12 protein-coding genes are annotated in these 12,666 nt (G+C 71.7%); all 12 read left to right on the top strand.

Annotation, left to right across the window (positions count from 1 at the left end):
• Positions 1-34: 34 nt before the first annotated feature.
• The 12 genes from AQJ11_RS37225 (at position 35) to AQJ11_RS37280 (ending at position 12,467) form a co-directional block, all read left to right on the top strand.
• Entirely contained in the window at positions 35-988 is a 954-nt protein-coding gene (locus tag AQJ11_RS37225; protein ID WP_014671682.1) for a helix-turn-helix transcriptional regulator, read from the top strand.
• A gap of 14 nt (positions 989-1,002) precedes the next feature.
• On the top strand, positions 1,003-2,007 hold the full coding sequence (locus AQJ11_RS37230) for a helix-turn-helix transcriptional regulator (protein ID WP_014671681.1): 1,005 nt from the start codon (positions 1,003-1,005) through the stop codon (positions 2,005-2,007).
• Positions 2,008-2,140: 133 nt separating this feature from the next.
• On the top strand, positions 2,141-2,401 hold the full coding sequence (locus AQJ11_RS37235) for a hypothetical protein (protein ID WP_086011648.1): 261 nt from the start codon (positions 2,141-2,143) through the stop codon (positions 2,399-2,401).
• A 42-nt stretch (positions 2,402-2,443) separates the two neighbouring features.
• Positions 2,444-2,638 carry a hypothetical protein gene (locus AQJ11_RS37240; RefSeq protein WP_014671679.1) on the top strand — a complete coding sequence of 65 codons (195 nt, stop codon included), beginning with the start codon at positions 2,444-2,446 and terminating at the stop codon, positions 2,636-2,638.
• Between the two features lie 259 nt (positions 2,639-2,897).
• Positions 2,898-3,179: a Sec-independent protein translocase subunit TatA gene (gene tatA / locus AQJ11_RS37245; RefSeq protein WP_014671678.1), complete on the top strand. Its 282-nt coding sequence runs from the start codon at positions 2,898-2,900 to the stop codon at positions 3,177-3,179.
• Positions 3,180-3,226: 47 nt separating this feature from the next.
• Positions 3,227-4,177, top strand: coding sequence for a twin-arginine translocase subunit TatC (gene tatC, locus AQJ11_RS37250; protein WP_014671677.1), 951 nt, complete (start codon positions 3,227-3,229; stop codon positions 4,175-4,177).
• A gap of 153 nt (positions 4,178-4,330) precedes the next feature.
• Positions 4,331-7,183, top strand: coding sequence for a DEAD/DEAH box helicase (locus AQJ11_RS37255; RefSeq protein WP_059266221.1), 2,853 nt, complete (start codon positions 4,331-4,333; stop codon positions 7,181-7,183).
• A 631-nt stretch (positions 7,184-7,814) separates the two neighbouring features.
• Positions 7,815-9,485: a sensor histidine kinase gene (locus AQJ11_RS37260; protein WP_244218537.1), complete on the top strand. Its 1,671-nt coding sequence runs from the start codon at positions 7,815-7,817 to the stop codon at positions 9,483-9,485.
• Positions 9,482-9,886, top strand: coding sequence for a roadblock/LC7 domain-containing protein (locus tag AQJ11_RS37265; RefSeq protein WP_030654027.1), 405 nt, complete (start codon positions 9,482-9,484; stop codon positions 9,884-9,886). Before AQJ11_RS37260 ends, AQJ11_RS37265 begins: the two co-directional genes overlap by 4 nt.
• Complete coding sequence (locus AQJ11_RS37270; RefSeq protein ID WP_059266223.1) at positions 9,883-10,326, top strand: DUF742 domain-containing protein; 444 nt, start codon at positions 9,883-9,885, stop codon at positions 10,324-10,326. Before AQJ11_RS37265 ends, AQJ11_RS37270 begins: the two co-directional genes overlap by 4 nt.
• Positions 10,307-10,927: a GTP-binding protein gene (locus AQJ11_RS37275; protein WP_059266224.1), complete on the top strand. Its 621-nt coding sequence runs from the start codon at positions 10,307-10,309 to the stop codon at positions 10,925-10,927. Before AQJ11_RS37270 ends, AQJ11_RS37275 begins: the two co-directional genes overlap by 20 nt.
• Before the next feature lie 46 nt (positions 10,928-10,973).
• The gene (locus AQJ11_RS37280) at positions 10,974-12,467 is read left to right on the top strand and encodes a cytochrome P450 (protein ID WP_059266225.1); all 1,494 of its coding nucleotides are present in this window, start codon (positions 10,974-10,976) and stop codon (positions 12,465-12,467) included.
• Positions 12,468-12,666: the final 199 nt, after the last annotated feature.

Below are 12,666 nucleotides of genomic sequence, written 5' to 3' on the forward strand. Positions count from 1 at the left end.
GTCGGAAGCACCATAGGGAAGGCGAAGGGCGTCGATGGCCATTGCCAAGGCCGAGCGGCTGATGAACCTCGCGCTGTGTCTGCTCGGGACGCGGCGGCCGCTCAGCAAGCGGGAGCTGCGCGAGTCCATCGAGGCCTACCTGGAAGCGGGCAGCGACGACTCCTTCAACCGCATGTTCGAGCGGGACAAGGACGACCTGCGGGAACTGGGCCTGGTCATCGAGACCGTCGAGAACCTCGACGGCGAGGTCGGCTACCTCGCCCGCCGCGACAGCAACCGCCTGCCCCCCATCACCCTGGACGCCGAGGAGGCCGCCGCCCTCGGCCTCGCCGCCAAGGTCTGGCAGCAGGCCCGGCTGGCCGGGGCCGCCAGCGGCGCCTTGCAGAAGCTGCGCGCCGCCGGGCTCCCCGAGGACGTCGACCCCTATGGGGCGCACGGCGCCCTGGAGCCGCGCATCCCGGTGCACGAGGCCGCCTTCGAACCGCTGATGCTGGCCTGCCGCGACCGCCGCCCGGTGGTCTTCGAGTACCGCAAGGCCTCCGCCGCCCGCCCGGAGCCCCGGCACGTCGAGCCGTGGGCGCTGGAGTGCTGGCGCGGCCACTGGTACCTGGCCGGCTTCGACCGCGACCGGGGCGCCGAGCGCGTCTTCCGGCTCTCCCGGATCACCGGCAAGGTCCGCTCCCGGGGCACGGGCTTCACCGCGCCCGTGCCGGACGTCGTCACCGTACGCGAGACCGTCGCGGGCTGGGCCGGTGAGATCGCCGACCGCTCGGCGCTGATCCGGCTGCGCTCCGGCGCCGGTTACCCCCTCCGGGCGAAGGCCACCAAGGTCCGGGAACTCGGCGACGGCTGGGACGAGTTGGAGATTCCGTACGGGCATGGCCTGGACGCCTGGCTGGTGGAGTTCGGGCCGGACGTGGTGGTTCTGGAGCCGGCCGAGCTGCGGGCCGACGTGGTGGACCGGCTGCGCGCCGTGGCCAAGGGCTGAGGGGGAGCGGGACTGTGGCAGTCAAACCGGCCAGGACGGTCAACGCCATCGACCAGACGCGGCGGATGCTCTCCCTGGTGACGTACCTGAGAGAGCGCCCCGGCGCCCGGATCGCCGATGTGGCGCGCGCCTTCGGCATCACCGAGGACGAGCTGGTCGCCGACCTCGATCTGCTGCCCATGTGCGGCACGAGCTTCCGCGGTGGCGACCTGCTGGACATCGACACCGACGGCGAGCGCATCTGGTGGCACAACCCGGCCGCGCTCGGCGAGGAGGCCGCCGAACCGCTCCGGCTCGCCGCCGACGAGGCCACCGCGCTGCTGGTGGCCGCTCGCGCGGTCTCCACGCTGCCCGGTCTGCGGGAGGGCGACCGGCAGGCCCTGCTGCGCGCCACCGCCAAGGTGGAGGCCGCTGCCGGTGAGGCCGCCGGTGCCAGCTCCCGGCTGTCGGTGACCTTCGAGTCCGAGGGCGGGGTCTTCGCCGACGTCGACCGGGCGATCTCCGAGCGCCGCCGGCTGTGGATCCGCTACTACTCCCCGGCCCGGGACGAGGTCACCGAGCGTGAGATCGACCCGATCCGCCTGGTCAGCGTCGGCCACACCTATGTGGAGGCCTGGTGCCGCCGCTCCGAGGCCCGGCGCACCTTCCGCCTCGACCGGGTCGCCGAGATCAAGATCCTCGACGCGCCGTCGGCCCCGCCCGAGATAGAACTGCGCGACCTCTCCGAGGGGCTGGTGCAGCCGGCCGCCGAGGACCCCGAGGTCGTGGTCGAGGTCGGCCCCGGTGGCCGCTGGGTCGCCGAGTACTACCCGCACGACAGCGCCGACGAGCTGCCCGACGGCGGGCTGCGTATCACTCTGCGCACCCCCGATCCGGCCTCCCTGCGCCGACTCGCCCTGCGCCTCGGCCGCGACGGCAGGATCGTCTCCCCGCCGGAGCTCGCCGAGAGCGCCCGGAGAGCGGCGGCGGAGGCGCTGGCGGCGTACGACGGGGAGCCGCAGGCGGGCCCCGGGCTGTGAGGGACGCGGGGCACCGCGCGAGGAGCCCCCATGGCGCCGCGGACGGGAAGCGGCACGACGCGGCACTGCCGGCGGCGCGCCTGGTGAACGACCGGAAGAAGGAGCGAGGCCTGTGAGCGAGCGTGCGGGTGAGATGACGGTGGCGACCGCCTTCGCCGGCATGAGAAGAGCGGTCCCGGTGACGTTCCGGGCCGGCTGCCCGGACTGCCGGGGCCGCTTCGAACTCGCCGCCGGCGCGCTGCGCCTCGCCATCGGCGCCAGCAGCCGGACGACGTTCTACTCCTTCACCTGCCCCGACTGCGGCGCCGCGGTCCGCAAGCCCGCGGGGGAGCGGATCGTCGAGCTGCTCACCGGCGGCGGGGTCAGGACCCTGCGGCTGCACTCCACGGTGTAGCCCCCCGCGCTCCGCGCCGGCGGACGGTCTAGGCTCGGCGTCATGTTCTGGCCGATGTTCGCGGTAGCGATGGGTTTCCTGGGTGTCGCCGTCCTGGGGGTGCTGGCCGTGCGGGTGTTCCTGGAGGCGCGGCGCCTCGGGGAGCAGGTCGCGGATTCCGCACGTCGTATCAGCAGGGCTGCCGAGGATCTGGAGCGGGCGTCCGTGCGCGCGGCGAGCGCCGTGGACGCGCTGTGAGCAGTCCCGGACGGCGCCGGTGAGACCGGCGACGCAAGCGCTTTGCGTCACTTCGCCCTGTCATGCTGGCCTGTGGGACAGGTACGCTGCTGGTCCCGGTGTGGAGAACGAGGCCCGCATCGTGGACCGGGAGTACGCACGGGGATTGCCTCACGTTTACCCCTGAGCGTTACGATCGCTGCCAGCGTGACCATCGGACACATGTCCGACTGGTCGGACAGCACCCCACCCAGCCGCCTCGGTGAGAAGGTAAAGACTTATGTTCGGAAGGCTCGGAGCTCCCGAGATCATTCTCATCCTCGTCGTCATCATCCTGCTGTTCGGCGCGAAGAAGCTTCCGGACATGGCCCGCTCGCTCGGCAAGTCCGCGCGCATCCTCAAGAGCGAGGCCAAGGCGATGAAGGAAGAGGGCGGAAACACCTCCGCCCAGGCGCCCACCACGGGCGAGCAGCCTCCGGCGCAGCGCACCATCCAGGCGGCCCCCGGTGACGTGACCAGCTCGCGGCCGGTCAACGAGCCGACGGACACCACCCAGCGCTGACGCAGGGCCGGAAACCCCCGGCCTGCCGCACGAGATGAGGACGTGGGTTGCTCAAGCCTGCCCGCAACAAGGAGAAGGATCCCGAGGGGCGGATGCCCCTCGCGGATCACCTTCGTGAGCTCCGCAACCGGCTCGCGAAGGCCATGCTGGCCATCGTCGTCGTGACGGTCGTCGCCGCCTTCTTCTACAACGACATCATCAACTTCCTGACGAGGCCCATCCTCGACTCGATCGGTTGCCCGGAGACCTTCGAGGAGCTGGCGAAGGCCAGCGGCAAGCACCAGTGCGCGGAGATCACGATCAACGGTCTCCTCGCCCCGTTCACGCTGGCCCTCCAGGTCTCCCTGACGGCGGGTGTCGTGCTGGCCTCGCCGATCTGGCTGTACCAGCTGTGGGCCTTCGTCGCGCCGGGTCTGCACCGGCACGAGAAGAAGTACGCCTACGCCTTCGTCTTCACCGGCGCCCCGCTGTTCTTTGGTGGTGCCTTCTTCGCGTACAAGGTGCTGCCCACCACCGCGAAGGTGCTGATCGACTTCACGCCGAACGGGTCCATCAGGAACTTCCTGCCGCTCGACGACCTGCTCCAGCTGGTCACCCGCATGGTGGTCGTCTTCGGCCTCTCCTTCGAGCTGCCGCTGCTGCTGATCATGCTCAACCTCACCGGGGTGCTGACCGGTCGGCGCATGCTCGGCTGGTGGCGCGCCATGATCCTCGGCATCACGGTCTTCGCGGCCGTGGCCACCCCGAGCACCGACCCGCTGTCCATGCTGGCCCTCGCCGGGCCGATCTGGGTGCTGTACTTCGGCGCGGTCGCCTTCTCGCTGCTCAACGACAGGCGCCGGCGCCGCCGCGAGGCCGCGGGCCCCGCGGACGACGAGGCCTCCGAGCTGGACCTCACGCCCGAGGACATCGGCGACGTCGAGCCCGTCTCGGCCAACCGGGCCCTGCCCGAGCAGACGAGCACCGACCGGGTCAACGGATACGACGATGTGACCTGAGCCCTCACCGAGCCGCCCCGCGATGCCCCCGCCCCCTGAGGACGGGGGCATGCGTGTCCCTACCGGCCACCGGCCCGCCGGCCCATCGGCCCTCCGTCGTGATTCTTCCGTTCTTCTTACCCTCCGGCTGTCGTCCGGAAGGTGATCCGGATAATGATCGTCCTGTTGTCAGTGGGGCCCGGTACGCTCGAAAGTACGATGACAGAGGACCTCTCACCGGCCGAGCGGTACGCGGCAGCCCGCAGGCGGGCAGCCGAGCAGGCCACCGCGCTCGCCTCCTTCCGCGAGATGTACGACTTCGGCCTCGACCCCTTCCAGATCGAGGCCTGCCAGGCGCTCGAAGCCGGGAAGGGCGTCCTGGTGGCCGCCCCCACCGGCTCGGGCAAGACGATCGTGGGCGAGTTCGCCGTCCACCTCGCCCTGCAACAGGGCAAGAAGTGCTTCTACACGACACCCATCAAGGCGCTGTCGAACCAGAAGTACGCCGACCTGTGCCGCCGCTACGGGACCGGGAAGGTGGGCCTGCTCACCGGCGACAACAGCGTGAACTCCGACGCCCCGGTGGTCGTGATGACCACCGAGGTGCTGCGGAACATGCTCTACGCCGGCTCGCAGACCCTCCTCGGCCTCGGCTACGTGGTCATGGACGAGGTGCACTACCTCTCCGACCGCTTCCGCGGCGCCGTCTGGGAGGAGGTGATCATCCACCTGCCCGAGTCGGTGACCCTGGTCTCGCTCTCCGCGACCGTGTCCAACGCGGAGGAGTTCGGTGACTGGCTGGACACCGTCCGCGGCGACACCGAGGTGATCGTCTCCGAGCACCGGCCCGTGCCGCTGTTCCAGCACGTGCTCGCCGGGCGCCGGATGTACGACCTGTTCGAGGAGGGCGAGGGCCACAAGAAGGCCGTCAACCCCGACCTGGTCCGGCTGGCCCGGATGGAGGCCACCCGGCCGTCGTACCAGGACCGCAGGCGCGGCCGGGCGATGCGCGAGGCCGACCGGGAGCGCGAGCGCAGACAGCGCTCGCGCGTGTGGACCCCGGGCCGCCCCGAAGTCATCGAACGGCTCGACTCCGAGGGCCTGCTCCCGGCCATCACCTTCATCTTCAGCCGCGCCGCCTGCGAGGCCGCCGTCCAGCAGTGCCTGTACGCGGGCCTGCGACTGAACGACGAGGAGGCACGGGAGCAGGTCCGCGCCCTCGTCGAGGAGCGCACCGCCTCCATCCCGACCGAGGACCTGCACGTCCTCGGCTACTACGAATGGCTGGAGGGCCTGGAGCGGGGCATCGCCGCCCACCACGCGGGCATGCTGCCGACCTTCAAGGAGGTCGTGGAGGAGCTGTTCGTACGCGGCCTGGTCAAGGCAGTGTTCGCCACCGAGACCCTCGCGCTCGGCATCAACATGCCCGCCCGCTCGGTGGTGCTGGAGAAGCTCGTCAAGTGGAACGGCGAGCAGCACGCCGACATCACGCCCGGGGAGTACACCCAGCTGACCGGCCGGGCCGGGCGCCGGGGCATCGACGTCGAGGGCCACGCCGTGGTGCTGTGGCAGCGCGGCATGAGCCCCGAGCACCTCGCCGGTCTCGCGGGCACGCGCACGTACCCGCTGCGCTCCAGCTTCAAGCCGTCGTACAACATGGCGGTCAACCTGGTCGAGCAGTTCGGCCGGCACCGCTCGCGCGAGCTGCTGGAGACCTCCTTCGCCCAGTTCCAGGCCGACAAGTCGGTCGTGGGCATCTCGCGTCAGGTGCAGCGCAACGAGGAGGGGCTGGCCGGTTACAAGGCCTCGATGACCTGTCACCTCGGTGACTTCGAGGAGTACGCGCGGCTGCGCCGCGAGCTGAAGGACCGGGAGACCGAGCTGGCCCGGCAGGGCGCCGCCGAGCGCCGGGCCGAGGCCGCCGTCGCCCTGGAGAAGCTGAAGCCGGGCGATGTCATCCATGTGCCCACGGGCAAGTACGCGGGCCTCGCCCTGGTCCTGGACCCGGGGCTGCCGGCGGGCCGGTCCAACGGCCACCGCGGCTTCGACCACCACGACGGGCCGCGACCGCTGGTGCTGACCGCCGAACGGCAGGTCAAGCGGCTGGCGTCGATGGACTTCCCGGTGCCGGTCGAGCCGCTGGACCGGATGCGGATCCCGAAGACCTTCAACCCGCGCTCGCCGCAGTCCCGTCGGGACCTCGCCTCCGCGCTGCGCACCAAGGCCGGGCACATCCCGCCGGAGCGGGCGCGCAAGAAGCGGTCCCAGGCCGCCGACGACCGCGAGATCGCCCGGCTGCGGACGGCGCTCCGGGCGCATCCCTGCCACGGGTGCAACGACCGTGAGGACCACGCCCGCTGGGCCGAGCGCTACCACCGGCTGCTGCGCGACACCTCGCAGCTGGAGCGGCGCATCGAGGGCCGTACGAACACCATCGCGCGGACCTTCGACCGGATCGTGGCCCTGCTGACCGAGCTGGACTATCTGCGCGGCGACGAGGTCACCGAGCACGGCAAGCGGCTCGCGCGGCTCTACGGCGAACTGGACCTGCTGGCCAGCGAGTGCCTGCGCGAGCGGGTCTGGGAGGGGCTGGCCCCCGCCGAACTCGCCGCCTGCGTCTCCGCGTTGGTGTACGAGGCCCGGGTCGGCGACGACGCCATGGCGCCGAAGCTGCCCTCCGGCAAGGCCAAGGCCGTGCTCGGTGAGATGGTCCGGATCTGGGGCCGGCTCGACGGGCTGGAGGAGGACTTCCGGATCAACCAGACCGAGGGCGTCGGACAGCGGGAGCCGGATCTCGGCTTCGCCTGGGCCGCGTACATGTGGGCGTCCGGCAAGGGGCTCGACGAGGTGCTGCGGGAGGCGGAGATGCCGGCCGGGGACTTCGTGCGGTGGTGCAAGCAGGTCATCGACGTGCTCGGGCAGATCTCCGCCGCGGCTCCCGCGGAGGGGTCGACCGTGGCCAAGGCCGCGCGCAAGGCAGTCGACCAGTTGCTGCGGGGTGTGGTCGCCTACTCGTCCGTGGGGTGACCCGTCCGACAGGGCCCGGACCGTCCGGCGAGGACGGTCCGGGCCCTGTGGTCTAGGCTCGGGACCGTTTCCTGGTCGGGCCTCGCGGATGGTGCAGGGTGTTCCGAGGGCGTGGGCGGGTCGTCGCGTTCGCGCCGGGACGCGGGTGGAGCGGTCCCGGCGCCGCTGGACGGTCTCGCCGTCGTACCGGAGCGGCGCCTCGCCGTGGCCGTATGGCGCCGCCGCCCTGTCCATGGCGCCCCGGCGGGTGCCGGGGGAGACAGCGCTCCACGTGACCGGGTGAGGGTGGTCACGGTGAGTGAACGGGGGCGCGGCCGTCGAGGTGCGGCCCCCGTTGCCGTTTCACCCGCACGGTGAGCAACTTTCGTACGCCCGTGCAGCGTTACACCTCGTGTGCGGGCAACAGCCCAGTGTGTAAAAGGAGTTGAGAGTACTCCGCTCGCGGGGTGATTTCAGGTGCTTGCCGAATATGACACGGCGATGATCCGGTCGGACTAAGCTCGCCCGCGGCGCACCGAGTTGAGCCAAATCGTGCGTCTGTTCCCATATGTGGAACGCATCCCGACAGGTTCCGTTTGTCTTCCCGTCGCAAGCACCCCCGAACCCAGCCGATTCGTCTCAGAAGGCATCCATGGTGAGTGTTCAGAAGCCTCCCGGTCGCCGCGAACGTCCCTATGCGCGCGTGCTGTTGCCACCGGCCATAGTGATGGCCGCGGCGGCCGGGGCCGCCGTCGCCCTGGTACCGCCCACGGCCCGGCTCGCCGTCGGCGTGTGCGGAGCGCTGGCCGTCCTGCTGGTCCTCGGCACGGCCGGGGAGGCCGCCCGGCGCGGCCGTCTGCTCCGCGAGGCGCGGGCCGAACACGCCCGTCACGCCGCGTACCTGGAGCAGCGGATCGCCGCGCACGACAACCTGATGGAGCGCTTCGCCACCGACGTCCTGCCCGCCGGCTTCTACCGGCTGCGCCGCGGCCAGGTGCTCCGGGACGTCGTACGCGACGTGTTCGACGCGGACCCCGAACTGCGCGGCCTGCCCGAGGGCTACCGCGAGCTGGTGCGCATCGCGCTGCGCGGCGCCGACCAGGAGATCTCGATGCGCGACGCCACCGAGCGCTCCTTCGTGAGCGTCGCCCGCCGCGTCCAGGCCATCGTCCACCAGCAGGCCTACGAACTGCGTGAGATGGAGGAGGACCACGGCCGCAACCCCGAGGTCTTCGACGACCTGCTGCGCATCGACCACGGCACCTCGCTGATCGGCCGGCTCGCCGACACCATCTCCGTCCTCGGCGGCGGCCGGCCGGGCCGTCAGTGGCCCAAGCCGGTCTCCCTCTACAGCGTGCTGCGCGGCGCGATGTCCCGCATCCTGGAGTACCGCCGCATCAACCTCGCCTCGATCGTCAACATCAACATCAAGGGCACCGCGGTCGAGCCGGTCATCCACGCCGCCGCGGAACTCCTCGACAACGCCACCCGCTACTCGCCGCCGTCGACGAAGGTGCACGTCACCGCCGTCGAGGTGCAGACCGGCATCGTCATCGAGATCGAGGACTGCGGCGTCAGCCTCAGCGAGGAGTCCCGCGCCCGCATCGAGCGGATGATCGAGGACGCCAAGAACGGCGAGGACGCGCACAACCTCGGCGAGAACCCGCGCCTCGGCCTCGCCGTCGTCGGCCGCCTCTGCAAGCGGTTCGACATGGACGTCTCGCTGCGCTCCTCCGCGTACGGCGGTGTCCGCGCGATCCTCGTGGTGCCGCGCGTCATGACGACCACCGAACCCGGCGTCGGCGCCGCGCACGGCATCGGGGCCGCCGCCGCCCAGATCCCCACGGCGGACGCCGTCGAGGGCCCCAAGCGCCCGCCCAAGAAGCGCCGCCCCACCAGCCCCAAGATCCCCGCCGGGATCTCGCTGGAGGACGACGTCCCCGAGGTCACCGAGTGGACCGCGGGCGGCCTCCCACAGCGCCGCAGCCGGGTGAAGATCCCGCTCAGCCAGCGGTACGCCGAACAGGCCGCCATCGAACGCGCCGAGCGCGAGGGCCGGCCGACCATCTGGTCCCAGAGGCAGGCCGAGCCAGAACCCGAGCCCGAGATGGACCCCGAGCGCAAGAAGCTCATGGAACGGCCGCCGGGCATGTGGATGGAGGCCTTCTGGGACGGCCTGCGCGAGGGCATGCCCCCGGACACCCCCACCTCCCAACTGACCGACTTCACGCTCCACCCCACCAAGTACCTGCATCTGCTCAAGGATTCGGCCGACCCCGTCCAGGGCGCCACCGAGGCCGACGACGAGGGGGACCCCAAGTGATCCAGCAGCGAGGCAACCTGGACTGGATGCTCAAGCAGCTCAACGACGGCGTGCCGGGCATCGAGATGATCGTGGTCCTCTCCGCCGACGGCCTGCGCATCGCCCGCTACGGCGGCGACCCCGACGCCGCCGACCGGGTCGCCGCCGCCTGCGCGGGCGTGCAGAGCCTGGCCGGTGCCATCATCCAGGAGCTGCCCGGCGCCGGCGACATGAAGACCGTCGTCTTCGAGATCGACGGCGGCTACTTCTACCTCATGAACGCCGGCCCCAACGCCTACCTCGCCGTGCTCTCCGACGTGACCTGCGAACCGGGGCGGATGAGCGGCATGATGCGCGACCTCGTCGTCCGGATCGGCGCCCATCTCACCAGTCCGCCCCGGCGGAACGGGCAGACCGTATGACCCCTCCACGACGCACGCGGCGCCGGCCGCAGCCTCCGCCCGCTCCACAGCCCCCGCGGTCTCCGGCTACGGAGGCGGCGGAGGCCGCGGAGGCCGCGGGGACCAAAGGACCGGGCGACAACCCGGAACGGCTGTACTCCGTCGCCGGGTCCGGCGACGGCGCCCGCGCCGAACTCGATCTGGTGACCTTGATCGTGGCGCGCTCCGCGCCCCCGGTCTCCGCCACCCCGGAGCAGGCGGCGGTGCTCCGGCTCTGCACGGCCCCCCTGTCCGTGGCGGAGCTGTCGGCCTACCTCCGACTGCCGTTCAGCACGATGACCGTCCTGCTCACCGAGCTGATCACGGCCGAACTGGTACAGGCGCGCGCCCCCATCGTCCGCCAGGCGCTCCCCGACCGTTCACTCCTCGAAGCGGTGATGCATGGACTTCAAAGGCTCTGACACCCTCCCCGGCCCGCGCACCGAGGACCACCTGCCGCACACCGCGCAGGCCGCGGTGAAGATCGTCATCGTGGGCGGCTTCGGCGTCGGCAAGACCACCATGGTCGGTTCGGTCAGCGAGATCAGACCGCTGACCACCGAGGAGACCATGACCCAGGCCGGCATCGGCGTCGACGACGACTACGGCTCCGAGTCCAAGACGGCCACCACCGTGGCCATGGACTTCGGCCGGATCAGCATCACCGAGAAGCTGGTGCTCTACCTCTTCGGCACCCCCGGCCAGGAGCGCTTCTGGTTCCTGTGGAACGGCCTGTTCGAAGGCGCCCTCGGCGCGGTCGTCCTGGTCGACACCCGGCGCCTGGAGGTCAGCTTCGACGTGATGGGCCGGCTGGAGGAGCGCGGCGTGCCCTTCGTCGTCGCCGTCAACTCCTTCCCGGACGCCCCCCGTTACCCGATCGAGGAACTGCGCACCGCCCTGGACCTGAGCCCGGACATTCCGATCATCGAGTGCGATGTGCGGCGCCGGGCCTCCAGCAAGGACGTACTGATGACCCTCATGGGCTTCCTGCACTCCCTCGCCATGTCCGGCGCCCTCACCTGACCGGCAGCCCACCGACCCCGACCCCTTCCGCTCCGGAGCGACCACTGTGACGCCTGAATCCCCCTCACCGACCGGGACGCCCGACACCCTCTCCGGTCCGCCACCGGGCTGCCCCGCGCACGGCCTCGGCCCCGGGAGCCCGCGCCGGCTCTACGGCCCCGACGCGGAGGACCTCGGCGACCTCTACGAGCGCCTGCGCGAGGAGCACGGCCCCGTGGCGCCCGTGCTGCTCCACGACGACGTACCGATGTGGGTGGTCCTCGGCCACGCCGAGAACCTCCAACTCGTGCGCAACCCCTCGCAGTTCACCCGTGACAGCCGGATCTGGACCCCGCTGCGCGAGGGCATGGTCAAGCCCGACCACCCGCTCATGCCGCACATCGCCTGGCAGCCCGTCTGCTCCCACGCCGAGGGCGAGGAGCACAAGCGGCTGCGCGGCGCGGTCACCGCGGCCATGGAGACCATCGACCACCGCGGGGTGCGCCGGCACATCGGCCGCTACACCCAGATCCTGGTCAACAGCTTCTGCGAGCGGGGCCGGGCCGAACTGGTCTCCCAGTTCGCCGAGCACCTGCCGATGGCCGTGATGTGCGAGATCCTCGGCATGCCCGAGGAGTACAACGACCGGATGGTGCAGGCCGCCCGTGACGCCCTCAAGGGCACCGAGACCGCCAACCAGAGCCACGCCTACGTCATGGACGCGCTCAGCCGGCTCACCACCCGGCGGCGCGTCCGGCCCGAGGACGACTTCACCAGCCACCTCCTCACCCACCCGGCCGGGCTCGGCGACGACGAGGTCCGCGAACACCTGCGGGTCGTCCTCTTCGCCGCCTACGAGGCCACCGCGAACCTCCTCGCCAACGCGCTGCGCATGGTCCTCACCGAGCCGGGGTTCCGGGCCCAGCTCAACGGCGGCCAGATGACCGTGCCGGAGGCGATCGAGCAGTCCCTGTGGGACGAGCCGCCGTTCAGCACGGTCTTCGGCTACTACGCCAAGCAGGACACCGAGCTGGGCGGCCGGCAGATCCGCAAGGGCGACGGGCTGCTCTTCGCGCCCGCACCGGGCAACGTCGACCCGCGGGTGCGACCCGACCTGTCCGCGAGCATGCAGGGCAACCGCGCCCACCTCGCCTTCGGCGGCGGCCCGCACGAGTGCCCCGGCCAGGACATCGGCCGCGCCATCGCCGACGTCGGCGTCGACGCGCTGCTCACCCGGCTGTCCGACATCCAGCTCGACTGCGCCGAGGAGGACCTGCGCTGGCGGTCGTCCATCGCCTCCCGGCACCTGGTGGCCCTGCCGGTGCGCTTCGAACCGAAGCCGCAGCAGGACGTCGACATGCCACCGCGGGCCATGCCGCTCCCGCCGCGGCGCAACGACTGGCAGGTCAGCACCCTGAGCGGCGACCCGGCCCCGGCCGCCGAGCCGGCCCCGGCACCCGCCCGCGCGTCCTTCGTCCCGGCCCCCACCCCGCCGACCCCGGAACCGCCGCGCCCCCGGGGCCTGTGGGGCCGACTGCTGCGCTGGTGGCGCGCGGAGTGACAGCGGTGCCGTGCCCCCCGGCGATCCCGCTCGTCCGGCGCAGGCCGAGGAGGGCTGGGCAGGGGGTCGGCGTGCCGCTCAGGGGGCGGTGCTTCCCGGCTGCCTCTGGCAGGTGGGCGCCGTCCGGTGGGGGAGGTTCCCCCACCCTGGCCAGGTGCCGTCCGCTCCCACCTCCGGTGACGCCCCCGCCGGACCTAGG

Origin of the sequence: Streptomyces corchorusii, from assembly GCF_001514055.1 — a bacterium.
GTDB lineage: Bacteria > Actinomycetota > Actinomycetes > Streptomycetales > Streptomycetaceae > Streptomyces > Streptomyces olivaceoviridis.